At 67.1% G+C, this 24,801-nt stretch carries 22 protein-coding genes and 1 pseudogene; 15 read left to right on the top strand and 8 right to left on the bottom strand.

Translation table 11 applies throughout. From position 1 onward, the window contains the following. Nucleotides 1-188: 188 nt before the first annotated feature. Both INE98_RS04590 and INE98_RS04585 read right to left on the bottom strand, forming a co-directional pair. Nucleotides 189-1,265, bottom strand: a complete 1,077-nt coding sequence (locus tag INE98_RS04590; protein WP_293536941.1) for an NADH:flavin oxidoreductase — start codon at nucleotides 1,263-1,265, stop codon at nucleotides 189-191. Between the two features lie 32 nt (nucleotides 1,266-1,297). Then, complete coding sequence (locus tag INE98_RS04585; protein ID WP_293536939.1) at nucleotides 1,298-3,364, bottom strand: S46 family peptidase; 2,067 nt, start codon at nucleotides 3,362-3,364, stop codon at nucleotides 1,298-1,300. A 164-nt stretch (nucleotides 3,365-3,528) separates the two neighbouring features. On the opposite strand from INE98_RS04585, the gene INE98_RS04580 reads away from it, so the two are divergent. From INE98_RS04580 to INE98_RS04560, 5 genes are all read left to right on the top strand, one after another. Beyond that, complete coding sequence (locus INE98_RS04580; RefSeq protein WP_293536937.1) at nucleotides 3,529-4,671, top strand: ABC transporter permease; 1,143 nt, start codon at nucleotides 3,529-3,531, stop codon at nucleotides 4,669-4,671. Further along, a complete protein-coding gene (locus INE98_RS04575) occupies nucleotides 4,668-5,366 on the top strand; it encodes an ABC transporter ATP-binding protein (RefSeq protein ID WP_293536935.1) in 699 nt (232 codons plus the stop codon). The genes INE98_RS04580 and INE98_RS04575 overlap by 4 nt, the downstream gene beginning before the upstream one ends. Continuing rightward, nucleotides 5,363-6,289 carry an HlyD family efflux transporter periplasmic adaptor subunit gene (locus tag INE98_RS04570; protein WP_293536933.1) on the top strand — a complete coding sequence of 309 codons (927 nt, stop codon included), beginning with the start codon at nucleotides 5,363-5,365 and terminating at the stop codon, nucleotides 6,287-6,289. The genes INE98_RS04575 and INE98_RS04570 overlap by 4 nt, the downstream gene beginning before the upstream one ends. A 72-nt stretch (nucleotides 6,290-6,361) precedes the next feature. Then, entirely contained in the window at nucleotides 6,362-7,267 is a 906-nt protein-coding gene (locus tag INE98_RS04565; protein ID WP_293536932.1) for an SDR family NAD(P)-dependent oxidoreductase, read from the top strand. A gap of 99 nt (nucleotides 7,268-7,366) precedes the next feature. Further along, the gene (locus INE98_RS04560; RefSeq protein ID WP_293536930.1) at nucleotides 7,367-8,797 is read left to right on the top strand and encodes an MFS transporter; all 1,431 of its coding nucleotides are present in this window, start codon (nucleotides 7,367-7,369) and stop codon (nucleotides 8,795-8,797) included. A 20-nt stretch (nucleotides 8,798-8,817) separates the two neighbouring features. On the opposite strand, the gene INE98_RS04555 is transcribed toward INE98_RS04560, so the two are convergent. Then, nucleotides 8,818-9,951: a P-loop NTPase gene (locus tag INE98_RS04555; protein WP_293536929.1), complete on the bottom strand. Its 1,134-nt coding sequence runs from the start codon at nucleotides 9,949-9,951 to the stop codon at nucleotides 8,818-8,820. Between the two features lie 104 nt (nucleotides 9,952-10,055). On the opposite strand from INE98_RS04555, the gene INE98_RS04550 reads away from it, so the two are divergent. Further along, the gene (locus INE98_RS04550) at nucleotides 10,056-10,727 is read left to right on the top strand and encodes an HAD family phosphatase (protein WP_293536927.1); all 672 of its coding nucleotides are present in this window, start codon (nucleotides 10,056-10,058) and stop codon (nucleotides 10,725-10,727) included. A 4-nt stretch (nucleotides 10,728-10,731) separates the two neighbouring features. Here the strand turns inward: INE98_RS04550 and serB are convergent, their stop codons facing one another. Beyond that, entirely contained in the window at nucleotides 10,732-11,646 is a 915-nt protein-coding gene (serB, locus tag INE98_RS04545; protein ID WP_293536926.1) for a phosphoserine phosphatase SerB, read from the bottom strand. Between serB and miaA the strand changes: the two genes are divergently transcribed. Both miaA and INE98_RS04535 read left to right on the top strand, forming a co-directional pair. Next, complete coding sequence (miaA, locus tag INE98_RS04540; RefSeq protein WP_293536925.1) at nucleotides 11,624-12,553, top strand: tRNA (adenosine(37)-N6)-dimethylallyltransferase MiaA; 930 nt, start codon at nucleotides 11,624-11,626, stop codon at nucleotides 12,551-12,553. The genes serB and miaA overlap by 23 nt on opposite strands. 172 nt (nucleotides 12,554-12,725) lie before the next feature. Next, on the top strand, nucleotides 12,726-14,522 hold the full coding sequence (locus INE98_RS04535) for an acetolactate synthase 3 large subunit (RefSeq protein ID WP_293536924.1): 1,797 nt from the start codon (nucleotides 12,726-12,728) through the stop codon (nucleotides 14,520-14,522). A 63-nt stretch (nucleotides 14,523-14,585) separates the two neighbouring features. On the opposite strand, the gene INE98_RS04530 is transcribed toward INE98_RS04535, so the two are convergent. Then, entirely contained in the window at nucleotides 14,586-15,257 is a 672-nt protein-coding gene (locus INE98_RS04530) for an SOS response-associated peptidase family protein (protein WP_293536923.1), read from the bottom strand. 9 nt (nucleotides 15,258-15,266) lie between these two features. Continuing rightward, nucleotides 15,267-15,416: a hypothetical protein gene (locus tag INE98_RS04525; protein ID WP_293536921.1), complete on the bottom strand. Its 150-nt coding sequence runs from the start codon at nucleotides 15,414-15,416 to the stop codon at nucleotides 15,267-15,269. Between the two features lie 640 nt (nucleotides 15,417-16,056). On the opposite strand from INE98_RS04525, the gene INE98_RS04520 reads away from it, so the two are divergent. The 4 genes from INE98_RS04520 to INE98_RS04505 all read left to right on the top strand — a co-directional run bounded on the left by INE98_RS04520 (nucleotide 16,057) and on the right by INE98_RS04505 (nucleotide 19,519). Beyond that, nucleotides 16,057-18,303 (top strand): ATP-binding protein, encoded by a 2,247-nt coding sequence (locus tag INE98_RS04520; RefSeq protein ID WP_293536919.1) that lies wholly within the window; start codon nucleotides 16,057-16,059, stop codon nucleotides 18,301-18,303. Nucleotides 18,304-18,308: 5 nt separating this feature from the next. Beyond that, nucleotides 18,309-18,545 (top strand): hypothetical protein, encoded by a 237-nt coding sequence (locus INE98_RS04515; RefSeq protein ID WP_293536917.1) that lies wholly within the window; start codon nucleotides 18,309-18,311, stop codon nucleotides 18,543-18,545. Between the two features lie 147 nt (nucleotides 18,546-18,692). Further along, complete coding sequence (locus INE98_RS04510) at nucleotides 18,693-18,989, top strand: ATP-binding protein (protein ID WP_367120165.1); 297 nt, start codon at nucleotides 18,693-18,695, stop codon at nucleotides 18,987-18,989. Between the two features lie 8 nt (nucleotides 18,990-18,997). Continuing rightward, nucleotides 18,998-19,519, top strand: a complete 522-nt coding sequence (locus INE98_RS04505; RefSeq protein ID WP_293536914.1) for a response regulator — start codon at nucleotides 18,998-19,000, stop codon at nucleotides 19,517-19,519. A 16-nt stretch (nucleotides 19,520-19,535) separates the two neighbouring features. Here the strand turns inward: INE98_RS04505 and INE98_RS04500 are convergent, their stop codons facing one another. Then, on the bottom strand, nucleotides 19,536-20,054 hold the full coding sequence (locus INE98_RS04500; RefSeq protein WP_293536913.1) for a DUF1993 family protein: 519 nt from the start codon (nucleotides 20,052-20,054) through the stop codon (nucleotides 19,536-19,538). Nucleotides 20,055-20,312: 258 nt separating this feature from the next. Between INE98_RS04500 and INE98_RS04495 the strand changes: the two genes are divergently transcribed. Together INE98_RS04495 and INE98_RS04490 are read left to right on the top strand one after the other, a co-directional pair. Beyond that, nucleotides 20,313-22,874, top strand: coding sequence for a PAS domain-containing hybrid sensor histidine kinase/response regulator (locus tag INE98_RS04495; RefSeq protein ID WP_293536911.1), 2,562 nt, complete (start codon nucleotides 20,313-20,315; stop codon nucleotides 22,872-22,874). A gap of 58 nt (nucleotides 22,875-22,932) precedes the next feature. After that, nucleotides 22,933-23,538, top strand: coding sequence for a peptidylprolyl isomerase (locus INE98_RS04490; protein ID WP_293536909.1), 606 nt, complete (start codon nucleotides 22,933-22,935; stop codon nucleotides 23,536-23,538). A gap of 3 nt (nucleotides 23,539-23,541) precedes the next feature. Here the strand turns inward: INE98_RS04490 and INE98_RS04485 are convergent, their stop codons facing one another. After that, a complete protein-coding gene (locus tag INE98_RS04485) occupies nucleotides 23,542-24,018 on the bottom strand; it encodes an NUDIX hydrolase (RefSeq protein ID WP_293536908.1) in 477 nt (158 codons plus the stop codon). A 151-nt stretch (nucleotides 24,019-24,169) separates the two neighbouring features. On the opposite strand from INE98_RS04485, the pseudogene ilvN reads away from it, so the two are divergent. Beyond that, nucleotides 24,170-24,717: pseudogene (gene ilvN, locus INE98_RS04480) on the top strand (acetolactate synthase small subunit). The last annotated feature ends 84 nt before the right edge of the window (nucleotides 24,718-24,801 follow it).

The raw sequence follows: 24,801 nt of genomic DNA, 5'->3' as shown, positions 1-24,801 counted from the left end.
GTTGCACCCCCGCACCGGACTTCGTCCGGAGCTCCCCCTGATGGGGCGCAATTCGCCGCTCCAATTCCTCCCCCGCCTGAGGGGGAGGTGGACCGCGCAGCGGGCCGGAGGGGGTTTGCGGAGGCGCCGTTGCACCCCCTCACCGGACTTCGTCCGGAGATCCCCCTTGGGGTGCAGCTGAGCGCCGGCTAGCCTTCGACGAAGCCGGCCCAGGTGGCCATGTAGGTGACGAAGGGCGGGCCGAGCCCTTCGGCCTCGAGGTGGGCGCGGGTCACGGGAAGGCTCACGGGCCTGAAGTCGGGATTGGCTTTGGCCTTCTGCGGCCAGTCATGATGCAGGATGGCGGCGCGGCCGAGCAGGACGAAGTCGGCTCCGGCGTCCAGCATGGCCCGGGCGTCGGCGGCGCTCATGATCTTGCCGGCGACGCCGAGGCGCACCTCGCCGCGCGGCAGGTCGGTGAAGTAGGACATGAGGGTCCGACCGCGGTGGGCCTCCTCGACCGGCTCCTTGAAACAATCCCAAAGGGACATATCGAGGTAGTCGATCTTCGCCTCGGACAGGAGGCGGCCGGCGAGGTCGCGGACCTCCATGAGGCTGAGGCCGAACCGCTCGGGGGAAAGGCGCAGGCCCAGGTTGAAGTCGGCGCGGCAGGCGGCGCGCACGCCGTCGAGGATTTCCAGGATCAGGCGGGCCCGGTTCTCCGGTGAACCGCCGTACGCGTCGGTGCGGCGGTTGGTCTGGGCGCTCAGGAACTGGCACAGCACATAGCCGTGGGCGCCATGGATCTCCACCCCGTCGAAGCCGGCCTTGTCGGCCCGGACGGCGGCGGCGATGAAGTCGTCGCGCAAGCGGCGGACCTCGTCGAGGGTCAGGGCGCGCGAGCCGGTCTCGGCGTCCTCGGAAGGACAGACCGGGGCCTCGCCGATCAGGGCGGCGGGGGACCGCATGCCGGCGTGATGCAGCTGGACGACCGCGAGGCTGCCGGCCTTGCGGATGTCCTCCGCCAGGCGGGCGAGGCCGGGGATGTGGACGTCGGAAAAGATCCCGACCTGGCCGGGAAAGCCCTGGCCGATCCGCTGCACGTGGGCGGCGGCGGTCATGGTCAGGCCGAAACCGCCCTGGGCGCGAAGGGTGAGCCAGCGGTGCTCGTCGTAGGAGAGCGTCCCGTCGGGATGGCTCTGCAGGTTGGTGAGCGGCGCCAGCATCAGCCGGTTCTTCATCGCTGGACCGCGGATGAAACTCATCGGCGCGAACAGGTCTGTCATCGGTTTCACCCGTCTTGTTCTGTCGGCGACCCCTAGCGGACCCCCAGCTCCCGGACCAGAGCCTCGGCGCCGTAGACGTGGCGCAGGGCCTCTGTGGCGCCGGCGGTGGAAACCACCACGGTGCGGTTCAGGGTCCCGTCATAGCCATAAGCGCCGCCGAGGGAATGGATGTTCCCGTCAAAGGCGGCGCCGAGGACCTCGCCGCTCGCGCTGATCACGGGGGATCCGGAGTTGCCGCCAATGATGTCGTTCGTGGTGACGAAGTTGTAGACCGCGTCGAGGTTCATCCGGTCGCGGGCCGCCAGCCAGCGGTCAGCCAGCCGGAAGGGCTCGGCGCCTGTGGCGCGTTCGTAAAGTCCCGCCAGCCGGGTGGTCGGCGGAACCTCCGTCCCCCGCCAGGTCCAGCCCGCCACCTTCCCGAAGGACAGGCGAAGGGAGAAGGTGGCGTCCGGGTAGACCGTGTCGCCGAACACCGCGAAGCGGGCGCTGGCGATCCGGGCGGCCGCAGCCTCGGTGGGGGCGGAGACCTGGGTCTCCCAGGCCTTGCGCACGGCGCGGGCCTCGTCGTCGATCCGGAGCGCGTAGCGGATCATCGGATCCTCAGAGGCCTGGATGGCGGCCAGGCCGCCCTCCCAGAGGGCCTTGCGGACGGCCGGGTCACCCAGCTTCGAGCCGGAGACCAGGGCCGCAGAGAGGGCCTCGGGGCTCTCACGGCCAAGCAGAAGCTTGGTCACAGGATCGTCGGCGGTGAGGTACTCGCGGGTCTTGAGCAGCCAGAATTCGAGCTCAAGCTGTTCGAGGGGCGTATCGACCGGGGTCGGATCCAGGAGCTGCTTGGCCAGGAGGGGAAGCCGCGCATCGGCGAACTCCGGCAGGCGCTCAGCGCTGGGCAGGGTGCGCTCGCGGGCGCCGCGCACCAGGATCTGGGCGAAACTGAACAGGTCGGAGGCGCCACCGGAGTTCGCCTCAAGCTGCCGGAAGCGAAGGAACTGGTCGGCATGGACCTTCTGGATGGCGCTGATCTCCGACCAGGGGTCGCCGACCCGGTCGGCCAGGGCGGGATCCGCGGCCACGCGGGCGCGAAGGTCCGCTTCCTCGGCGCGCTTGGCGTTCATCAGGGAGGGCGCGTTGAGGGCGAACTGGCGACCGAAAAAGACCTTGAAGCTGTTCTCGACACCGAACAGGGTGTCGGTGGCGATCCGGCGGCTCTCAGCATCACGGCGGGAGAACTCGATCAGGCGTCCGCGAAGCTCGGAGCGCTGGAGCTGGCCGACCGGGATGACAAGATCACGCTGGGTCTCGAGCTGGGCGACCGTCAGCAACCGATCTGTGGAGCCGGGATTGCCGGAGACAAAGGTGGCCTCGCCCGGAAGCGGGGCCCGCGCCCTCCAGATCAGATGCCGGGGCGTGCGGACCGGCTTGCCGCCCTCGTAGAGTCGCAGGAAGCCGACATCGAGGGCATAGCGCGGGAAGTTGAAGTTATCGGGGTCCCCGCCAAAGAAGGCTGCGCCGAGTTCCGGCGTGAAAACAAGGCGTACGTCGGAATACTTGCGGTACCGGTAGAGCTTGTGCTGGCCGCCGCGATAAAAGCTGATCACCTGGCAGCGCACCGTCGCGTCGGCTCCGCACGAGGCTGTCTCGAGCCGGGCGTAGGCCGCGTTACGGGCCTTGACGAAGTCCGCCCCCGACAAACCCTGGGTGGCCCCGGTCACCTCGGCGGAGACATCGGTGATCGACAGAAGGATCTCGGCCTGCACGCCGGGACAGGTCCGCTCTTCCACCCGGGTCCTGGCCAGGAAACTGTCCTTCACATAGTCGGCCGATCCGCTCGAAAGGTTCTGCGCGCACTCCACGATGCAGTGCTGGTTGGTCAGGACCAGCCCGTCCGGGGAGACGATCGAGGCCGAGCAGCCGCTGGTGAGGCGCACAGAAGCCGCCTGCACCCGGTCCAGCCACTTCTGGTCGATCCTCACGCCGAGGGACTGCTCGACCCGTGCGGCGGGGAAGGCGTCGAAGGTCCACATGCCCTCGTCGGCCAGGGCGGAGGCGGGCAGGGTGAGGGCGGCCGCAGCCAGGGCGCCGGCGAGCTTCAGGTTCATGTCATCATCCGTTCGCGCCCTGATCGGGCGTTCAGAGGGCGGTTCTAGCGGCGACCGCAGCCGGTGGCCACCCCCGGCCCCGGATGGGGTTGACGCAACGCAACCTTACCTTCGATTAATGCGGCGGGTGGGATGCTGGTCCCGGAGAGTCCACTGGAGCATCCATGTCCCTCGCACTGGCCACGCTGATCCATGAATGGCGCCGCTATCAGGCGGCGGTGATCGCGCTCGCCTTCTCGGGCGTGCTGATCCTCTCGCTCTTTGGGCTGATCACCGGGCTGGTCCGCTCCATCACCGCGACCCTGGACCGGAGCCGGGCGGACCTGATCATCATGCCCCCCAAGGTGGAGAGTATTTTCGGTCCCACCGCCATTGAACTGCCCAGCCGGATCGCTCCGCAGATCTATCTGTCGCCGGATGTCCGCGACCTGAGCCCCTGGGAGATGAGCGGCGCCACCTGGAGGAACATCCCAGGTCCCGGAGAAGCCCAGCGGCAGGTCTTCGTCCTGGTCGCGATGGTGGACCCCGTACCGGACGCCGTCACCCTGCCCCGCGACTTCGGCCAGGCTACCATGACCGCGCTTCAGACGCCGCTGTCAGCCGTGGTGGACCGGTCGGGCCTCAGCGTTCTGGGCGTCCAGGTCGGCGATATGGCCATTCTCAACGGACAGACCATCGTCGTCCGCGGCGCGGTCGAGGGCTATGCGAATGTGCAGTCTCCGCAGGTGTTCGTGTCCAGGGACAGCATGATCCGATTGGGCCTGATGACACGCGGCGACAAGACCGGGCCTCTGCTTGTCCGGCTTGAGACTCCTGCGGCGGCCGTCAGGGCGCGGGATGCGCTTAACGCCCGGGCGAACGGGAGTTATCGAGCCTGGCTGCCAAGGGATCTCGCCAAAGCCAACGAGAAGGCCTTCATGGAGGAGCAGATCGTCGGCATCGTCCTGGGGTTCTCCTTCATTCTGTCGGTGCTGATCGGACTGGGCATAACCTCCCAGACCCTGCGCGGCGCGATCGCCTCCAACATCCGCGAGTTCGCCAGCCTCCGCGCCCTGGGAGTCTCGATGTCTGCGTTGAGGGGCGTGGTTCTGGAGCTGTCTTTCTGGGTCGGGGTCGCGGGCCTGATCGCCACAGCCGGTCTTATGGCCGGCGTGCTCGGCCTCGCCAGAGTCACGAATGTCACGATGGCCTTGAGCCCCCCCTTCGTCGCGCTTATTGCCGGCCTGCTGATGATGATCGCCTTGGTCTCAGGCTTCCTGTCCCTGGGCGCCCTGGCCCGCAGCCAGCCTGCGGAGCTGCTGAGATGAGCGGCGATATCGCCATTGTGGCGCGGGGCCTGACCAAGCGCTACGCCTCCGGCGGGGCGAGCCTCACCGTTCTGGACGACGTCGACTTCAACGCCCGCCGGGGCGAGATCACCCTCGTCATGGGCCCCTCAGGGTCCGGCAAGTCGACCCTGGTGGCGGTCCTGTCCGGCCTGCTGCGCCCGGACGCCGGAACCGTGAACGCCCTGGGGACAGACCTGTGGCGGCAGAGGCCCGAGGCGATCGACCGGTTCCGGATGGATCACTGCGGCTTCATCTTCCAGGGGTTCAACCTGTTCCCGGCCCTTACCGCCCTCGACCAGGTCGCCCAGGTGCTGACCTTCGCGGGGCGCCCCCGGGGCGAGGCCCGGCGCCGGGCGGCAGAGGCCCTGGAGGAGGTGGGGCTGACGCCGCGCCTCTCCCTGCGCCCGGCGGAGCTTTCTGGCGGGGAGAAACAGAGGGTGGCCATCGCCCGGGCCCTGGCGAAGCAGCCGGAACTGATCTTTGCAGATGAACCCACCTCCGCCCTCGACGGGGAAAACGGACAGAGGGTGGTCGGCCTCCTGCAGCGTGCGGCGCGCGAGCATGACGCTGCAGTGATCTGCGTCACTCACGACCACAGACTTGAAGCCTGGGCCGATCGGGTCATCCATATCGAGGATGGCCGGATCGCCGGAATGGAGGCGGAGACCACATGACGGGCCTGTTGCGCAAACCCCTGGTCTGGGGGCTCATCCTCCTGGTGGCGGCTGGAGCCGGCCTGGCGGCCTGGAGGATGCTGGCCATCCCGGAGCCTGAGCCCGCTGCCGCGCCGGCCGTCTCGCCCTACGCCGCAGCTGCAAACGGCAAGGTGGACGTCGAAGGCGGCATGATCCCGGTCGCCGCCCGTCGGGCGGGTATCATCCGCGACGTCCTGGTGAACGAGGGCGACGTAGTGACACAAGGCCAGGTGCTGGCCCGCCAGGAGGACGATGAGCCCCGCCTGGCGGCGGCGCGCGCCTCGGCGGCCCTCGGGGAGGCCCGGGCGCGCCTCGTCGGTCTGGAGGTAGCCGTCTCCAGCGCCCGTCGCGAGCGTGAACGGCTACAGGGTCTGGTCGGATCGAACTTCGTCGCTGCCCAGAAGCTCGACCAGGCGGAGGACCAGGTGCGGCAGGCCGAGGCCGATCTGGCGTCCGGACAAGCGGCGGTGGACACCTCCCGAGCGGCCTTGGCCCAGGCCCAGTATGAGCTTGAACTGACGATCGTCCGCGCCCCCGTGGATGGTCGGATCGCCCGCCGCTACGCGAACCCGGGCTCCGGCGCCTCGACCCTGAACGTCTCGACCCTGTTCGACCTTGAGCCCGGGACGCCGCGTATCGTCCGGGCGGAAGTGACAGAGGGCTCCTTGCCCGCAGTGGCGGTAGGCCAGGCTGTCGAGATCAGTCCCGAGGCCGACCCGGGAAAAAGCTATCCCGGCCAGGTCCTGAGAATCTCTGCGGTGTTCGGCGCCCGGCGACTGCAGTCGGACGATCCGTCCGAGCGTAAGGACGAGCGGGTCGTCGAGGTGGTGGTGAGCGCCGGCGAGGCGCCCCTGCTGATCGGGCAGCGGGTGCTGGTGCGCTTCCGGAAGGGCGGCGCCTGACGCGCGGCTTGACGCCCGCCCTCCCCCGCCGCACAAACCCGCCCGAATTCAACTTGGGCAGGGAGCCTTCAGATGGCGGACATCCGGTTTGACGGTAAGGTGGCGATCGTCACGGGCGCAGGCGGCGGCCTCGGCCGGCAGCACGCCCTCGAGCTCGCCCGGCGCGGCGCGAAGGTGGTGGTCAACGACCTGGGCGGCTCCGTCGACGGCTCGGGTGGTTCGTCCGCCGCGGCCGAGGCCGTGGTGGCCGAGATCAAGGCCTTCGGCGGGGAAGCCATCGCCAACGGAAGCTCGGTGACCGACGACGCCGGCGTGGCCAACATGGTCAAGCAGACCATGGACGCCTGGGGCCGCATCGACATCCTGGTCGCCAACGCCGGCATCCTGCGGGACAAGTCGTTCTCGAAGATGGAGATGTCCGACTTCGAGGCCGTGATGAATGTTCATGTCATGGGCACGGTGAAGCCGGCCAAGGCGGTCTGGGAGATCATGAAGGCCCAGAACTACGGCCGGATCCTGGTGACCACCTCCTCCACCGGCCTCTACGGCAACTTCGGCCAGTCGAACTACGGCGCCGCCAAGCTGGCCCTGATCGGCTTCATGAACACGCTGAAGCTCGAGGGCCAGAAGAACAACATCCACGTCAACGCCATCAGCCCTGTGGCCGCCACCCGGATGACCGAGAACCTGATGCCCGCCGAGGTCCTGGAGAAGCTGAAGCCGGAGTATGTGACCCCGGCGGTGGTGTACCTGGTCTCAGAAGAGGCGCCGACCGGCGTGATCCTGACGGCCGGCGCCGGCGCCTTCGCCCAGGCCCGCATCTACGAGACCGAAGGCGTCTATCTTGGCGAGGGCGGTCTGTCGGTCGAGGAGGTCCGAGACAACTTCGCCCGCATCACCGATCCCACCGGCCAGAAGGCCTATGTCAACGGCGGCGAGCAGAGCGGGAAGTTCTTCCGCAAGATGCAGGGCGGCTGACGCCACATCTGGGCCGCGATTTCCCTTGCCCTGACAGGGGGAACGCGGCCTATCCTTCCGCATGATCCGGAAACTCCGGACGAAGTGGGGGGCTATAGCGTGTCGCATGTCAAACAGGCGCCGTCGGGCGGCCGGCTCAGTCTGTCCGCCTCGCTCGCCTTCGCCGCCATCAGCCTTCCCCTCGCCGCGCTGGGTCTTTCGGTGGGAGTCCAGCTCCCCCCCTACTTCGCCAGCCAGCTCGGCGTGAGCCTCGCCGTCGTCGGAGGGGCCTTCGGCCTCGTGAGGCTGATGGACATCTGGCTGGATCCGGTGATCGGCCTTGGCATGGACCGCACGCGAACCCGGTTCGGGCGGTACAGGGTCTGGATTATGGCCGGCGCGCCGGTGCTGATCGTCTCCGTCTACATGCTCTACAATGCGCCCAAGGGCGCCACGCTCGCCTATCTGGTGATCTGGCTGCTGGCCATGTACCTCGGCCAGTCGATCATGGGGCTCTCGCACTCCGCCTGGGCCGCCGTCCTCGCCAAGACCTACGAGCAGAGATCAAAGATTTTCGGGATTCTGACCGCCGTGGGCGTGATCGGATCCCTCACGGCCCTCGCCATCCCGATCCTGCTGGAGCAGACGGGCGTCAAGGACGTCAACCCGATCCAGGCCATAGGCTGGTTCGTCATGGTCATGATCCCCATCACCCTCCTGATTGCGGTGATCCCGACCCCGGAGACCATCAGCCCCGACGACGGGGCGCACTTCAAGTTTTCCGACTACGCCAGGCTGTTCGCCCGGGGGAACGTGATCCGCGTCCTTGCTGCAGACCTCTTCGTGACCCTGGGCCCGGGCTGGATGGCGGCCCTCTACATGTTCTTCTTCATGAATTCCCGGGGCTTCACCCAGACAGGCGCCAGCTTGCTCCTGATGGTCTATATCGTCGCAGGTTTTGTGGGCGCACCTCTCACCGCGGCCCTGGCCAACCGCATCAGCAAGCACCGGGCGCTGATGCTGACAACCACCCTGTACTCGGTAGTCCTGGGCCTGCTGTTGTTCCTGCCAAAGGGAAACTTCGCCTGGTTTGTCCCCACCATGGCCATCGAAGGCGCCCTCGCCGCGGGCTTCGGCGTCATGATCCGGGCCATCACGGCGGACATCGGCGACGAGCTCCGCCTGGAGGGCGGGCGCGAGCAGATCGGCCTGCTCTATTCGCTCACCGCCGCCACCAGCAAGCTGGCGGGGGCCTTCTCGATCGCCCTCACCTTCAACTTGCTGGCTCTGTTCGGCTATGACCCCAGGGGGGGAGCCGCCAACACGCCGGAGCAGCTCCTGGTTCTGGACCTGGCGTTTATCATCGGGCCGATCGTTTTCGTCATGCTCGCGGGGGCCTGCTTCATCGGCTACAAGCTCGACGCCAAGACCCACGCCGAAATCCGGAGACAGCTGGATGAACGCGACGGGGTTTCGGTCAACTATGACGAAGCCGCCGTCCTGGAGGGCCTGACGGCCGAGCCCGGTCAGGCGACGGTGGACCGCCGCTGACGCCAGGCGTCCGGGCCATCTCAGGCCACAGACGCTGCGAGGCTGGCGAAGGCCCGGGAGGACACACTCTGAGGGTGTGAGAGCACGCCGGGCCGGCCCTCGTCGCAGGCGGCGCGCAGGGGCGTCTCGAGGGGAATTTCGGCCAGGAGTGGGATGCCCAGGCGAACGGCCTCGGCCCTGGCTCCGCCCTCGCCGAAAATCGGAATCCGGGCCCCGGTGGACGGCTCCTCGAACCAGGCCATGTTTTCGACCACGCCCAGCAAGGGAGTCTCTGTCTTGCGGAACATGGCCGCCGCCCGGCGGGCGTCAATGAGAGCGATCTCCTGAGGGGTGGAGACGATGAGGACCCCGTCGATCTTCAGCTTCTGGACGAGGGTCAGCTGGATGTCGCCCGTACCCGGCGGCAGGTCGACGACAAGAACGTCCAGGGGGGCCTCGGCTGTCCCCCAGAGCAGGTCCTGCACCATCTGGCGGGCGGCGGACGAGGCCATCGGACCGCGCCAGATCATGGGCGAACCCTCGTCCACCAGGAAGCCGATGGACATGACCTTCACGCCCCAGGCCTCTAGGGGAACGAGCTTCTTGTCGGCGTTGAAGGCGGGACGGGAGTCCAGCCCCATCATTCTGGGCGCCGACGGGCCGTAGACGTCCGCATCCAGCAGGCCCACCGAGAGACCTCGCGCGGCGAGAGCGGCGGCGAGATTGACGGAGATGGTGGACTTGCCGACCCCGCCCTTGCCGCTGGCCACCGCGATGACCCGGCGCACATGATCCGGCCGAACCGCCTCGCCGGAGGGGGCGGGCCTGGCGGCGGGGTCCTCCGAGACCCGCGCGGCGGTGCGGCGCTGGGGCGTGGCGCGGACCGGCGTGACGGTCGCCGAGGGCCGGCCGGCCGGGGCCTCTGCGGTCAGGACGACCTGGGCGCGGACCACGCCCGGTAGGCCCGCGATCAGGGCCTCGGCGGCGTCGCGCACGGGCTGGTAGGTCTCCACCTCTCCCGCAGGGACCTCCAGCATGAAGCCCGCCCGGCCCGGCGCCAGGATCAGGCCGCGCACCAGCCCCGCCGCATTCAGGCCCTTGCCGGACTTCGGGTCCAGGATCCCATCGAGGGCGGCGAGGAGGGCGGCGCGGTCGATGGGGGCGTCGGCGGTCATCGGGGGTCTCTCTGCGGCTCAGGCCCCCATATCCGGTCGGCGGAGGATGAACACAAGGGGCGAGGTCCCTTGCCGCGGGGCCTCCGGCGTCGGACAAGGGCGAGATGCCCCTGCCCCGCCCGCCCCGCGCCGTGATCTTCGACATGGACGGCCTGCTGTTCGACACCGAGGCCCTCTATCGGGACGCCTTCGCCGCCGCCGCCGAGGGGATCGGCCGGGAGATGCCGGAACCGGTCTTCCACAGCCTGATCGGCCTCCCGGGCGAGGCAAGCCGGCGCCTGCTGCTGGACCACTTCGGCGAAGACTTCGACGTCGACGGCCTGTGGGAAGCATCGGCGGAGCATTTTCACGCCCTCGCCCGGGGGCAAGACTTCCTGAAGGCGGGAGTGCGCGAGTTCCTTGACCTGCTGGACGACCTCGCCCTGCCGAGGGCCATCGCCACCTCCTCCCGTCATGAGGACGTCGCCTTCAACCTCGGCCGGCACGGCCTGGAGGGCCGCTTCCACGCCGTGGCGGCCCGGGGCGACTATCCCCGCGGCAAGCCCCATCCCGATCCCTTCCTGGTCGCGGCGCAGAGGCTGGAGGCGGCCCCCGCCCACTGCCTTGCCCTCGAGGACAGCCATAACGGCGTCAGGTCGGCGGCGGCGGCGGGGATGATGACGGTGATGGTCCCGGACCTTCTGGCCCCGACCGGCGAGATGGAATCCCTGTGCGCGCGCATCGTTGACGACCTGCACGCCGCCGCCGACCTGGTCCGGCTCAGCCTGCGGGCCTGAGCCCTCAGTCGCGGACGAACTCGGACTCCAAGAAGCCCATGAAGTAGAGGGCGGCCGTCAGGTCGGCATGGTCGATCTGGGCGTCGGCCTCGGCGGAGACCACCGGCTTGGCGCGGTAGGCAAGGCCCAGGCCAGCCGCGCCGATCATGGCCAGGTCGTTGGCCCCGTCGCCAATGGCCGCGGTCTGGGACAGGTCCAGGCCCAACCGTTCGGCCTCGTTGACGAGGGTGGCGAGCTTGGCTTCACGGCCGAGGATCGGGGTCTCGACGGCGCCGGTGAGATGACCGTCTGACACGACGAACCGGTTAGCCCGGTCCTCGTGGAACCCGGCCTGGATGGCGACCCGTCGGGTGAAAAAATCAAAGCCGCCGGACACGAGGACGCAGTGGGCGCCGGAAGCCGCCAGCGTGCGCACGAAGGTCCGGGCGCCGGGATTGAGACGGACCCGCTCGGCGTAGGCGCGCTCAAGCTGGGATTCCGGCAGGCCGGCCAACATGGCCACCCGTTCTCGCAGGGCGCCCTCGAACTCAAGTTCGCCGCGCATGGCCCGCTCTGTGATGGCGGCCACCTCGGCCTTGCGGCCGGCGAAATCCGCCAGCTCGTCCAGGCATTCGCAGGCGATGATGGTGCTGTCCATGTCCGCAAGAAGCAGACGCTTCCGGCGACCCTCCCGGGGCTGGACGCAAAGGTCCGCCGGCAGGCCCGCCACGGCCGCCAGGGCGGCCTTCCGAAGGTCCTGGATGTCGACCGGATCGAGGTGGAACTCCCGGGCCGAGGCGCCGGGAGACGACGCCGGCTTGACGGGGCGACCCCGGGCTGCGAGCGCTTCGGCGATGCGGCCCGCTGCGGCGTCCGCCGCCTCCGGGTCCTGTCCGACAAGGGTGAGCGCGATCTGCATGACGTCCCGCATCTGGCTCATCGCCGGCCCAACGGCAAGCGGCAAGTCCGCACTGGCCCTCCGCCTCGCGCGGAAGGTGGGCGCGGAGATCATCGGCGCCGACGCCCTCCAGATCTATCGCGACCTGCCGGTGCTGACCGCATCGCCGGGGCCAGACGACCTCGCAGCCGTCCGGCATCACCTGGTCGGGACCGTGGATGCAGGGCAGGCCTGGTCAACCGGACGCTGGCTCGCGGCGGCGCGCGAGGTGATCGACACCCTCGGCAGCCGGGGCGCCGACGTGGTCGTCGCGGGCGGCACGGGCCTTTACTTCGAGGCCCTCGTGAAGGGGCTCGCCAACGTCCCGGCGGTGTCCGGCGACGCCCGCACCCGCGCCGCGGCGGAGTTCGAGGCCCTCGGGGAGGCCGCCTTCCGGGACAGGCTGGCCAAGGCCGATCCCGCCGCAGTCGCCCGGATCCTTCCCGGAGACCGCCAGCGCCTCTGCCGGGCCTGGGAGGTGTTCGCCGAAACCGGACGGTCGCTCAGCGACTGGCAGGGCGAGACGCAGGGGGGACTGCCCGCCGGCGGCTGGCGCGGGGTGAGGCTCATGCCCCCGCGCGAGGCGCTTTACCGCCGCTGTGACGCCCGGTTCGCCGCCATGGTTCGCAACGGCGCGCTTGAAGAGGCCCGGTCGCTCGCCGCGCGCAGGCTGGACCCCGCCCTGCCCGCCTGCAAGGCCGTCGGGCTTCGTCCACTCCTCGCCTTCCTCGACGGGGAGATGACGCTTGAGGAGGCCATCGCAACCGGCCAAAGGGCGACCCGTAACTACGTCAAGCGCCAGGAGGTCTGGCTCAGGGGCCGGATGTCGGACTGGCCAGCGATCACCGACATCGATCCTGAAGCCCAATGGAGGTCATTTCTTGCGCTGAACCCCGACTTGACGGCCTGAAAGGGGCATGGCACTAGCCTAGTCAACTGTTTCCGGAGACGACACATGCGTCGCATCCTCGTAGTCGCCAGGCGGCCCGCCGCGGACTGACCCCGTCAGCCGCGACTGGTCGCATACGCCCGGGCCCCTTGAGGGCCCTTTTTGTTGCCCAACACCCCCGGACCCCACCGCCATGAGCACCCAGACCCTGACCCCCGCCGCTACCGAGACCGAAACCCTGACGGGCGCGGAGATCGTCGTGCGCGCCCTGGTGGACCAGGGGGTGGAGGCGCTGTTCGGATATCCCGGAGGGGCGGTCCTGCCGATCTATGACGCCCTGTTCAACGAGCCGCGCCTTCAGCACGTCCTGGTTCGCCACGAGCAGGGGGCGACCCACGCCGCCGAGGGCTACGCCCGCTCGACAGGCAAGCCGGGAGTCGTTCTGGTGACGTCCGGGCCGGGCGCCACCAACGCCGTCACCGGAATCGTCGACGCCCTGATGGACTCCATTCCCCTGGTGGTCATCACGGGCCAGGTCGCCACCCATCTGATCGGTACGGACGCCTTCCAGGAGTGCGACACCATCGGCATCACCCGTCCGATCACCAAGCACAACTATCTGGTCAAGGACACCGCAGACCTGCCCCGCATCATGCACGAGGCCTTCCACATCGCCACTTCGGGGCGCCCGGGGCCCGTGGTCATCGACATCCCGAAGGACGTGCAGTTCGGCCGGGCCCCCTACCAGGGGCCCCGGGAGGTGGTGCACGCACACGACTATCGGCCGCGGACCCAGGGCGACCCGGCGCGCATCGCCGAGGCGGTGCAGATGATCGCCGGCGCCCGCCGACCCATCCTCTACACTGGCGGCGGGGTCATCAACGCCGGTCCCCGGGCCTCGGCCCTGCTTCGCGAGTTCGCCGCCCTGACCGGCGCGCCGGTGACCTCGACCCTGATGGGCCTGGGCGCCTTCCCCGCCTCGGACGAGAAGTGGCTGGGCATGCTGGGCATGCACGGAAGCTTCGAGGCCAACAACGCCATGCATGACTGCGACGTCATGGTGGCCATCGGTGCGCGCTTCGACGACCGGGTGACGGGCAAGCTCGACGCCTTCTCACCCGGTTCGCGCAAGATCCACATCGACATCGACCCGTCTTCGATCTCGAAGAACGTTCGCGCCGACATCGGCATCGTCGGCGACGCCGCCAGCGTGCTTGAGGACATGATCGCCGCCTGGAAGGCCCGCAACCTGTCGTGCGACGGCGCGGCCCTGGCCGAATGGTGGCGGCAGATCGGGGCCTGGCGGGCGCGGAATTCCTTCCGCTATGCGCCCTCGGCAGACAGCATCAAGCCGCAGTACGCCATCGAGCGGCTCTACGCCCTCACCCGCGACAAGGACGTCTACATCACCACCGAGGTGGGCCAGCACCAGATGTGGGCCGCGCAGTTCTTCCACTTCGAAGAGCCCAACCGCTGGATGACCTCCGGCGGACTGGGAACCATGGGCTACGGCCTTCCGGCCGCGGTGGGCGTGCAGCTGGCCCATCCGAAAAGCCTGGTCATCGACATCGGCGGCGACGCCAGCGTGCAGATGACCATGCAGGAGATGTCGACCGCCATCCAGTACGGCCTGCCGATCAAGATCTTCATCCTGAACAACGAATGGATGGGCATGGTCCGGCAGTGGCAACAGCTGCTGCACGGCGAGCGCTATTCGCATTCCTATTCAGCCAGCCTGCCGGACTTCGTGAAGATGGCGGAGGCCTTCGGCTGCCTGGGGTTGCGGGCGCGGACGCCGGCGGAGCTGGACGACGCCATCCGCCAGATGATCGACTATCCCGGCCCGGTCATCTTCGACTGCTGCGTGACCAAGGAAGAGAACTGCTTCCCGATGATTCCCTCGGGCAAGGCGCACAACGACATGATCCTGGCCGAGGAGAGCCGCGACCTGGGCTCGATCATCGACGACGCGGGCAAGCGGCTGGTCTAGGGCGGGCCGTCGCCTCCCGGTCGCATTCGCCCCGGGAGGACAGGAGCCTGCGGGCGCAGGGGCTCAGGCCGGGCGAGGCGCTTCCCGGAGCACGAGGGTTCCCTCCGGGCCAGGGACAGGCAGGGCGTCCAGGCCTCCGAGGTCCAGCCAGTCCAGGCCCTCGGACAGGGTCATCAGGACCGGCTGACGGTCGTGGATCCGGGCCATGTCCGCACCGGCTGGCCGGGTGATGACGGCGAAGCTGTCGAGCCCCTCGGGCCTGTCAGCGGGACAGGACCGCGCGCAAAGCCCGGCGAGAAAGCGAACCGGACCTGAGCCCCTGTCTTCAGGCCAGGTCACCTCCCAGCGTCGCCGGGGCTGTCCCTTCCGCCATCCCGGGGGGGTGTCGTACTCGAAGACAGAGGTTACAGGGGCGAGGCAGCGTCCCCACCTCACCGAGTCGCGGAACGAGGGCGCTGTGGCGGCTGTCTCGATCCGGGCGTTGGTGCACATGGCCTTCCACTCCGAAACCCGCCCCCTGTGGAAGGCGGGGACAAGCCACCATCGCGCCTCCAGGCCCTCCAGGCTGGCTGGACCGCCCGCGCGACGAAGGATCGGGGCCCGGTCGGTCGGCCGGAAGCAGACGTCCGGCGGACGGTTCGGTTCCGCATCCCGCCACAGCACGTCACGGCCGAGTGCACGGAAGTCGGCGTCGTAGTCAGCGCGGCGGACCCTGAGCTGGTACTCGTTGCACAATTTGAAGGGTCAGTCCGTCACAGCGGAGGCCGCCTGCCCGCGCAGGGCCGCAGGGCCTGCGCCGATCCTGATGATCCAGGCCCACCGGCCCAGACGCGCCTGCAGACGAAAGGACTCCGGGACCCGGAGCGCGTCGAGCAGAGCAATTTCGTCCGACATATTCCGTCTCGCGCCCGGCGCAGTTCCTGATGAGGCTGCGCCGCCCCTTCCGGCCGGTCAAGCCATGGGACGGCCTCGTTCCACCGGGGCGACGATTTGACCAGAGGGGCCGCAGAGCCGCGGAAATCAAAGAGCGCTTCCGCGCGTTCAGCACAGAGCAGGCTCAACTTAAGACTGAATCAAATTGCGCCCAGGTGTCGGAAATCATTCCTTAATTCCACCCCCACAGAATATCTCCGCTCAAGAGGACACGTCCGGAAACATCATGGCGGCGCGCGACCCCCTGATCTCCAAATCCATCAAGGGAATGACGCCTCTGGACCGAGCGCTGATCCTGTTGATGAACAGGGGGAATCTGCCTCCGATCATCAACATCGCATTTGCAATTGTGGTTTCAATATCTGCATATCCCTATCTGGGATATGTATACACTTCGATTTGGTGCATTTTTGTTGTTTTTTTAGTGTATCTAGATTCATTTGTTATATCTAGATACGTGTCGATAAATGACTATTTCAAAAAATCAACAATAAAAGCTTTTATAGATCTCTTTGTTGTTACAGCATTTTGCGCGATCGGTTTGAGATTAATGCTTGGATTCGATGGCCAGGCCCAAATCCTTGGAATGGCAGTCATTTCAATGGTCCTATCTCAGAAGCTCATCATTGAGAATTTACCGCCTCTCGGCTTCTGGCTCAGCGTCACCCCTCCCCTTCTCTCCGCGACATGGTTCCAGTTGGACTCCGCGTTCGAGAACGCACGACAGGGGCGGTCTGAGATCGTGGTCACGGACCTGGCCAACCTGGTCCTGCTGGCTCTCATCTTCCTGGCCATCCGGGCCGCCGTCATTCATCGCAGGGAGGGCTGGAGACGGGCGAGCGCCGAGATCCGGTCAAGCGCCAGGCGGGCCAGGGAGGCGCACAAGATTGCGATGCTGGCCGAGCAGGTCGCCGGGATCGGGCACTTCCGGGTCGCCAACAACGGCCAAACCACGACGTTCTCGGACGGGATCTTCGAAATCCACGGATTTCACCGTTCGACAGAGAGCCCCGAATTCCAGGATCTCCTCGATCTCTACCCCGGACCCGAGAAGGCCCGGCTTGCGGACATGATCAACGAGGCGGTCGAAACCCGGAAGCCGACTGAGACCGAGGTCCGCTGCCGGCTTCGAGACGGCCGGGAGAGGATCATACTGATCCAGGCCAGCCCTGAAGTGACAAGCTCCGGGAAGGTGGCGGCGATCCTCGGGGTGGCCATGGATGTGACCGAGACCCGATCCAGAGAGGCGGCCCTGGCCGAAAGCGAAGCGCGGATGCGCCTGCTCGCCGATCACGTCACGGATATCGTTCTGTGGATCAGCGAGGGCGGGCGCATTCTTTACGCCTCCACGTCGGTTCGGTCACTCGGTTACTCGCCCGAGGAGATGGTGGGTCGCACCCTTGCAGACTTCGTAGACCCGTCGGATGGTCCCGCCGCGACGGTGTTCCTGAAGGGGGTCTTCGACGGCGGCGCGTCTCACCCCGGGATCACCGGCGAATTCCGGTTCCGGTCGCGTAATGACTCTCCGGGCGAGGTCTGGCTCGAGGGACGGGCCAGCGCCGTCCGGGACCCTGGCGGCCAGGCCCGCTCGGCCGTGTTCAACTTCCGGGACGTCACCCGGCGTAGAGAACTGGAAGAAGATCTCCGACAGGCCAAGACCCGAGCCGAGGCCGCCGCCGAAGCCAAGAGCGAGTTCCTGGCGAACATGAGCCACGAGGTCCGGACCCCCCTGACCGGTGTCCTCGGCTTCTCGACCCTCCTGTCCCAGTTGCCGGGCCTTCCGGCGCAGGCCGAGATTTATCTTCGGAGGGTCGTAGCCGGCGGCGAAGCGCTGCTGACCGTTGTCAATGACATCCTCGACTTCTCGAAACTCGAGGCCGGGCAGGTGGACCTTGATCCGGTCCCGCTCCCGCTGCGGTCTTTCCTTGACGATGTCGCCGGCCTGTTCTCTGCCCAGGTCTCCGGAAAGGGACTTGCGCTCAGGGTGGAGGTCGCCAGCGTTGCGCCGGAATACGTTCTCGCCGACCGGTCACGACTGCAGCAGGTCCTGTCCAACCTGCTGAGCAACGCCGTCAAATTCACGGAGGAGGGGGAAATCGCCATTCGGGCCCGGCACGATGGGGAACGGAACGCCCTGGTGATCTCCGTGAGCGACACGGGGGTCGGCGTTTCGCCGACGGTGGCGGATCGGCTCTTCCAGCGCTTCACCCAGGCTGACGGTTCGATCGGCCGGCGATACGGCGGCACCGGCCTGGGCCTCTCGATCTCCCGACAGCTGACGGAACTCATGGGAGGAGGTATCCAGCTTCACTCCACACCCGGAGCGGGCTCGACCTTCACATTCGAAATTCTCGCACCAGCCGTCTCAGGCCAAATCGCCGCTATGGACGCGACCGGGGTCGGTGATCAGGAGATCGGAGATCTGAAGATCCTGGTCGTCGATGACCTGGAGGCCAACCGCGAGCTGGCTCGCGCCCTTCTGCTCGCAGCCGGCCTCGACGCAGAGGTCGCGATGGATGGTCCGGACGCGATCTCCCTTGCGGCGAGACAGGCGTACGATCTGATCCTGATGGATCTCCAGATGCCCGGCATGGACGGCTTCGCCACCGCCCGGGCGATCCGGGAACAGGCGGGACCCAACCGCCGGACTCCGATCATTGCACTGTCGGCGAACGTGATGAGCGAGCATGTCCGGGAAGCCCAGCAAGCCGGGATGAACGACCACATCGCCAAGCCGATCGTGCCTGCCCAGTTCTTCGCCACCCTGAGCCGGTGGTCGGGCGTCAAGACATCGCCTGACGAGACCATCGAGGCGGTCCCGGCTCTGGATGCGGGGAGAACCCGATAGCAATCGTGCCCGCCAGAAACGACCCTTGGCCTCGCGAATGGCAGGACGTCCTCTGGCGGCTGATCGCCAACAGAACTATGCGTCTCTGTCTCGTCGGCTCGATGGTGGCGCTCGCCGCCGCGCCCTTCCTCGGGGTTCCTGCGGCGCTGGGCTGGATCAGCTTCATCATCACCTTGTTCCTGGTCGAGCCTCTGGTCTACCGCCAAGCCCCGGACCTGATCGGGCCAGCAGGTCTGTTATAGCTTCTCCGGCCGATTTCCTCGGCCCGCAGCTGGCGGCGTTCGTCGGGTGGCAGGCCGCGCTCTCATGGGACCATCGCCGAGCCTCTACCAGCTGCACGGCCGGTCACGGGAGGAGGGTCACGTCAGCCTGGAAGACATCCTCGGGCTTTGTTGCGAGGCAGAACGGGAGCAGCTGTTACAGATCCTGAGCAACCTCCTGAAAATGCGATCAATTTCACGGAGACCGGCTCGGTGCTGCTCAGGGCCAGGTACGACTGGGAGCGGCTCTGGATCGAGATTGCGGTCTCGGATACGGGGATTGGAGTACCCCCGGAACTCCCGGACAGGCTCTTCCAGAGGTTCATTCAGGCTGACGGGTCGATCACCCGGCGCTTTGGCGGCGCCGGGCCTGGTCTGTCTTTCTGCCGGCAGCGCACCCCCCGATGGGAGGATCAATCCGGCTGACATCCAGCTTGGCAAGCGGTTCCGCCTTCACCTTCGAGGCGCCCGCACCACCGACCGCGTCGCCCGGCCTTTCTGACGGGAACGCCGCCGCCTCAGACAGGGTGGATGAAGCCTTTCGCATCCTCGTAGTGGATGACCCGGACATGAACCGGGAGTTGATCAGGACGCTGCTGGACGCCGCAGGGCAGTCCGCGGAAGAGGCGTCCAGCAGCGCCCGCGCCATATCCCTAGCCATTCAGCGACCCTATGGCCTGATCTTGATGGACTTTCAGATGCCGGGCAGGGACGGCTTTGCCGCGACCCACGCCATCCGGCAGGTCGCGTCCGGTAACCGTAACACGCCGATCATCGCGATCTCCGCAAACGTCATGGATGAGCAGATCCAGCGGATCGAGGCTGCTGGCATGAATGATCACGCGACCAAGCCCATCGACCCAGGCCGCCAGTCCGCAACCCTCAACCTGTTGGCCGGCGTGAAGGTCTCGCCCGGACACGCCCTGATCGACCCAGCGGCTCTGACGGACCCGTGAGCAGGTCGACGCGACGTCAGGCGCGGATCTTCAGGGCTCCGAGGTAGTCGCGCTTGCCTAGGGGCGCTCCCTTCTGCCGGAGAATGTCGTAGGCGGTGGCGGCATGGAAGTGGAGGTTGGGAAGCGAAAAGGACATCAGGAACCCTTCCGCCGTGAAGGGAATCTGGCTTGAGCCCAGCTTGAAGACGACATCGCGCCCCTCAAGCGCATTCACCTCGTCCGCGGACAGGGCCCTGAGGCGGGACAGGGCGTCGGCGACATGGGCCTGCAGACCCGCATAATCGAGATCCATGGGTGCAGGCGGGCCGAAGACGCCGGCCCTGGCCCCTTCGATGGCGTGGATCGAATGATGAACGACGGAGAGCAGCTGGAACCGGAAAGGGAACATGTCCGACGCCAGCCGGGTCTCGACCACCTCTTCGGGATTCACGCTGGCCTCTGCGCACCAGGCGCGCCCCTTTTCGACGAAGGCGGAGACCGCCCCTACGGTCTGAAGCATCGACCCGACGCTCACATCATAAAGCGAAATCGCCATCCTTGAACTCCTCTCCCAAAGCCTGTCACCCTAGACACTCATCGGCTCGGATGGAACCGATCCCTCTGGGCTCTGTCCGGCCGGAGGTCTGCCTGGCTGAACTTCCATGAACCAGGACACCCGCGTCTCGCCAGCCAAAACCGGCGCAACCTGAACCTGTGAACTCCCCCGGGTCGACAAATCATTTCTTCATCGTTCCGGAGCAGGCTGGCTGCGCAGGCGAAAGTCGGCGGATCAAGGGACCTGGACAGAGAGGCGATGGAAACGCGACGGCCGGACTCCGGAGTCTTGCTAGACGGCGACCTGCGACGCCTTCGCGCCTGGCGTCTCCTGTCGGCCAGCACAGTCCAGGACGCCCTCGCCGCCATCGCCATAGCCATAGCCGCGTGGCCCTTTGTCGGGGTTACGGCGGCCCTCTGGTGGTTAGCCTTCGTCCTCGCGACGGCGGGGGCAGAGAGCCTGACCCTGGCCACCAGACCCGGCAGATCGGGCATTGCAGACCTGTTCATGCTGATCCGGAGCCTCGCCGCCGCGGGCCTGGGCCTGATCCTGATCTCTGCCTCGGCCCCTGAAGCGGCCCTTGCAGGACTGGCGATCTGGGGCGCCATGGTCTTCCGCGCCATCGTGGTGGACTACCGCAAGCCGCGACAGCTCTGGTTCCGGGTTGCCCCCCCCATTGCTGCGGGAGTCTGGAGGCAGATCAACACCGCAATCGACCACTGGAACGCCGGACTGGCGACGCTGGTGGCCACCGACCTGTCCATCCTCATCCTGCTTCTCGCCGTCTTCCTGACCGTCTACATGACCCTGAACGAGCGGCGGCGGACTTTTGACCGGATACTCTCGGAGGGAGAGGCCAAGAACCGCCAGCTTGAGGACGCCCAGCGCATTGCAGACCTGGCGGAACATCTGGGCGGATCAGGTCATTTCCGGATTGATCGCAAGACCAAGAGGATGGACCTGTCGACGGGGCTCCTGGACCTCTACCAGATAGACGCCAGCATGGTCGCAGATGGTCCGGGCGAGCTCCTCAAGCTCCACGACGAGAGCGATCAGGCGCGCATCAACCAGGTGTACCGGGAGGTGGTGCGAACCCGCCTTCCCATCCGGGTTGAGACGCGCAGCAAGCTCCGCGATGGTCGCGTGAAACACGTCCTGACCCAATGCGATCCGGAGCTCGACTCCGGCGGAAATGTGATCGGGATCATCGGCGTCTCACTGGACGTGACGGAGACGAGACGACGCGAGGCGGCTCTCTCGGAGAGCGAAGCGCGACTTCGGCTTCTCGCTGACAACATCTCCGACATCGTGATCTGGGTCAGTCCTGCAAGGCGGATCATGTATGCATCGCCGTCGATCCGGACCCTTGGTTTCAGCTCGGACTCGCTGGTTCACCAGCCGCTCGAGGACTTAATTCATCCTGAAGACAGGGCGCGGGCCCGGCTGCTTTTGGACCGGATCTTCGAGACCCATCCAAGTGAGGGGCAGTTGATCGGAGAGTTCAGGTTCCTGATCCGGCGCCGGATCGACGAACCTGTCTGGCTGGAAGGATATGCGAACGCCGTCCGGGATCCTGAAGGTCGCCCGCGCTCGGCCGTGATCAACTTCCGCAATGTGACCCAAAGGCGGGTCCTGGAGGAGGATTTGCGGCTGGCGAAGACGAACGCCGAGGCGGCGGCCCAGGCCAAGAGCGAGTTCCTGGCCAATATGAGCCACGAGGTCCGGACGCCATTGACCGGGGTCATCGGGTTCTCGACGCTTCTGTCCCAGACCCCGGACCTGCCCCCTGCCGCCCAGACCTACATCCGGAAGGTGATCACGAGTGGCGAGGCGCTGCTGTCCGTCGTCAACGACATCCTCGATTTCTCGAAGCTTGAAGCCGGGCAGGTCGACCTGGATCCGGCGCCCTTTCATTTGAGGGACTTCCTCGATGAGGCGGCGGATCTCTTCAGGTTACAGGCCGAGGCCAAGGGGCTGCATCTCCGGGTGCAGATTGACGAGCCTGTGCCAGAGCACGTCCTTGCTGACCGGGCGCGGGTTCAGCAGATTCTCGTCAACCTCCTGAGCAACGCCCTGAAGTTTACAGAAGAGGGCTCAATCCGCATCCAGGCGAGCTACGACCGCATCCGCCGGCTGCTTGAGGTTTCCGTGATCGATACCGGCGTAGGGGTGGATAACGCGCTGATCGAGAAGCTCTTCCAGCGATTCACCCAGGCGGACGGCTCAATCAGCCGGCGATACGGGGGAAGCGGCCTTGGTCTCTCCATCAGCCGGCAGCTGACCCAGCTGATGAATGGCTCGATTTCGGCCAGCTCAACTCCCGGGGTCGGATCCACCTTCACCTTCAGTGTCTTCGCTCCGCCCGCGACGGAAGGGCCGGCGGAAAGCCTCGATGACGGCATTGAAGACTCAGCTTCGAGCCTGAGGATCCTCATCGTCGACGATGTGGAGACCAATCGCGAGATTGTCCGTGCGCTGCTAGAGGCGGCCGGACAGGTCGTCCATGAGGCTGCAGGCGGGCAGCAGGCGGTGTCGATCGCCGTGCGGGAGACCTTCGATCTGATCCTGATGGATCTTCAGATGCCCGGCATGGACGGCATTGCGACGACCCGGGCGATCCGTGAAGTGTCCAAGGAGAACAGGACCACCCCGATCATCGCGCTATCGGCCAATGTCCTGCCGGAGCAGGTTGCCGAAGCCTATCGCGCCGGAATGAATGACCATGTCGGCAAGCCCATCGTTCCGGCGCTTCTGATTGCGGCGCTGAACCGCTGGGCGGGTGTCCGGATCTCGTCAGACGCAGATCCCGTAGACGCCTGATCGGCGGCGGGTTCCGCGCGGCGGGCCCCCGGTCTAGAGTGCGGACCAGGAGGTGGGAATGATCCGGCGACGAGAGTTTCTGGCGACAGGCGCGGCGGCGGTGGCGGGGCCCACCCTGGCCAGGGCCGGAACGGGACTGGTCCGCGTGCGGCTGTCGACACGCCTTGGCGACATTCTCCTCGAGCTGCAGGGAGAGAAGGCCCCGGCGACGACCGCCAATTTCCTGCGCTATGTGGACCAGGGGCGCATGGATCGGGGCACATTCTACCGAAGGTCGATACCTCCGGGCGCCGAGGTCTTCGACTATGGCGTCATACAGGGAGGACTTCAGAACGATCCCGCCTGGGTGCTCCCGCCGGTGCGGCATGAACCCACGACCCGCACCGGGCTGCGCCATACCGATGGAGCGATCTCCATGGGACGCAGGGCCCCGGGCTCGGCAACCTCCGACTTCTTCATCTGTGCGGGCGACCAGGCCTATCTCGACGCCGATCCCTCGGCGCAGGGCGACAACCTCGGTTTCGCCTGCTTCGGATACGTGGTCGAAGGGATGGACACGGTCCACAAGATCCTTGCCCAGCCGGTATCGCCTACGGCCGGCGTCGGGGCCATGAAGGGCGAGATGCTGAGGACCCCGTTGCCGATCCGCGCGCGGCGGGCCTGAGGTTCACCCCTCCCTTCCCCGAAATTCAGCCAGGAGCCGGGCCAGACCGGGCTCCTCCACATTTGCACCGGCGTCGTCCGGGGAAAACCATCGCCTCTCGCGCTGGCCGGCCTCCGGCCAGTCGTCGTGCTCTTCCACCACCTCAAGCGGATAGACCTCAACCCGGACCGGCTGCATCTGGCCGCCGGAGAGACGCTTTTGGTAATCGAATACGCCCACCTTTCGGGCCCCCATGCGCCCCTCGACGCCAGCCTCCTCCCAGGCTTCCCTGGCGGCGGCCTGATGGGGCTTGAGTCCCCGGATGGGCCAGCCCTTGGGAACCACCCAACGCCGTGTTTCACGGGACGTAATGAGGAGAATCTCGGCCCTGCCGGTCCGGGAGCCGCGCCAGGCCAGGGCCGCGTACTGGATCAGTCGGCGGGACCCGGCAGGGGACGTCCGGGGCGTGTCCTGGTGCTTGCGGTCTGATCCTGGCTTCATGACGCCTCCGCCCGGCTTTGCGGGCCTTGGACTCCCGCAGAGTCGAAGGCTGGGCGCAAGCGTTTCCGGCGGCAGCCCCCGCTTTGGTCCTGGGGCCTTGCCCATCGGTCCGGCTTGTGACACCTCGCCCCTGTAGCCGAGCGAGACCGACATGACCGACGCCCACCCCGCCTCCGTTTATGATCTGGCGCATGAGGACCAGGCCGAAAATCTCGCCACCTTCGCCATACTGGTGGACAATGAGCCGGGCGTCCTTCACCGGGTCGTCGGCCTCTTCGCGGCGCGCGGGTACAACATCGAGAGCCTGACGGTCGCAGAGACCGATCGCAACGCCCACACCAGCCGGATCACCATCGTCACCCGGGGCGCGCGGTCTGTGCTGGCCCAGATCGAGGCCCAGCTTCAGAAGATGGTGGCGACCCGCCACGTCCAGGACGTGACCCGCGATCCCAATGGCCTGGAGCGGGAACTGGCCCTGGTGAAGGTGCAGGGCCGCGGCGCCGAGCGGGTGGAAGCGCTGCGGATCAGCGAGATCTTCCGCGCCCGGGTCCTGGACACCACCATCGACAGCTTCATCTTCGAGGTCACCGGGGCCTCGTCCAAGATCGACAAGTTCATCGACCTGATGCGACCCCTCGGCCTCGTGGAATTGGCCGGACGGGGGTGTTGTCGATCACCCGCGGCGCGGTGACCATCTGAAGCGCGGATACGGCCCGGACCTTCCGGCCCGGGCCGTCGTCACGTCTTCTGGCCGAGGATCAGGACAGCAGGCGGATCCTGTAG

Origin of the sequence: Phenylobacterium sp., from assembly GCF_020253645.1 — a bacterium.
Lineage (GTDB): Bacteria > Pseudomonadota > Alphaproteobacteria > Caulobacterales > Caulobacteraceae > Phenylobacterium.
Note: the sequence above shows the minus strand (reverse complement) of the source record. Positions and strands in the feature narration are given on the sequence as shown.

What these genes read in the sequence shown, in the direction of transcription:
- INE98_RS04575 (WP_293536935.1), top strand. Translation starts at nt 4,668, where the DNA reads ATGAGCGGCGATATCGCCATTGTGGCGCGGGGCCTGACCAAGCGCTAC.
- INE98_RS04490 (WP_293536909.1), top strand. Translation starts at nt 22,933, where the DNA reads ATGATCCGGCGACGAGAGTTTCTGGCGACAGGCGCGGCGGCGGTGGCG.
- INE98_RS04550 (WP_293536927.1), top strand. Translation starts at nt 10,056, where the DNA reads ATGCCCCTGCCCCGCCCGCCCCGCGCCGTGATCTTCGACATGGACGGC.
- INE98_RS04565 (WP_293536932.1), top strand. Translation starts at nt 6,362, where the DNA reads ATGGCGGACATCCGGTTTGACGGTAAGGTGGCGATCGTCACGGGCGCA.
- INE98_RS04500 (WP_293536913.1), bottom strand. Translation starts at nt 20,054, where the DNA reads ATGGCGATTTCGCTTTATGATGTGAGCGTCGGGTCGATGCTTCAGACC.
- miaA (WP_293536925.1), top strand. Translation starts at nt 11,624, where the DNA reads ATGACGTCCCGCATCTGGCTCATCGCCGGCCCAACGGCAAGCGGCAAG.
- INE98_RS04570 (WP_293536933.1), top strand. Translation starts at nt 5,363, where the DNA reads ATGACGGGCCTGTTGCGCAAACCCCTGGTCTGGGGGCTCATCCTCCTG.
- serB (WP_293536926.1), bottom strand. Translation starts at nt 11,646, where the DNA reads ATGAGCCAGATGCGGGACGTCATGCAGATCGCGCTCACCCTTGTCGGA.
- INE98_RS04520 (WP_293536919.1), top strand. Translation starts at nt 16,057, where the DNA reads ATGGTCCTATCTCAGAAGCTCATCATTGAGAATTTACCGCCTCTCGGC.
- INE98_RS04535 (WP_293536924.1), top strand. Translation starts at nt 12,726, where the DNA reads ATGAGCACCCAGACCCTGACCCCCGCCGCTACCGAGACCGAAACCCTG.
- INE98_RS04585 (WP_293536939.1), bottom strand. Translation starts at nt 3,364, where the DNA reads ATGAACCTGAAGCTCGCCGGCGCCCTGGCTGCGGCCGCCCTCACCCTG.
- INE98_RS04580 (WP_293536937.1), top strand. Translation starts at nt 3,529, where the DNA reads ATGTCCCTCGCACTGGCCACGCTGATCCATGAATGGCGCCGCTATCAG.
- INE98_RS04555 (WP_293536929.1), bottom strand. Translation starts at nt 9,951, where the DNA reads ATGACCGCCGACGCCCCCATCGACCGCGCCGCCCTCCTCGCCGCCCTC.
- INE98_RS04485 (WP_293536908.1), bottom strand. Translation starts at nt 24,018, where the DNA reads ATGAAGCCAGGATCAGACCGCAAGCACCAGGACACGCCCCGGACGTCC.
- INE98_RS04525 (WP_293536921.1), bottom strand. Translation starts at nt 15,416, where the DNA reads ATGTCGGACGAAATTGCTCTGCTCGACGCGCTCCGGGTCCCGGAGTCC.
- INE98_RS04495 (WP_293536911.1), top strand. Translation starts at nt 20,313, where the DNA reads ATGGAAACGCGACGGCCGGACTCCGGAGTCTTGCTAGACGGCGACCTG.
- INE98_RS04590 (WP_293536941.1), bottom strand. Translation starts at nt 1,265, where the DNA reads ATGACAGACCTGTTCGCGCCGATGAGTTTCATCCGCGGTCCAGCGATG.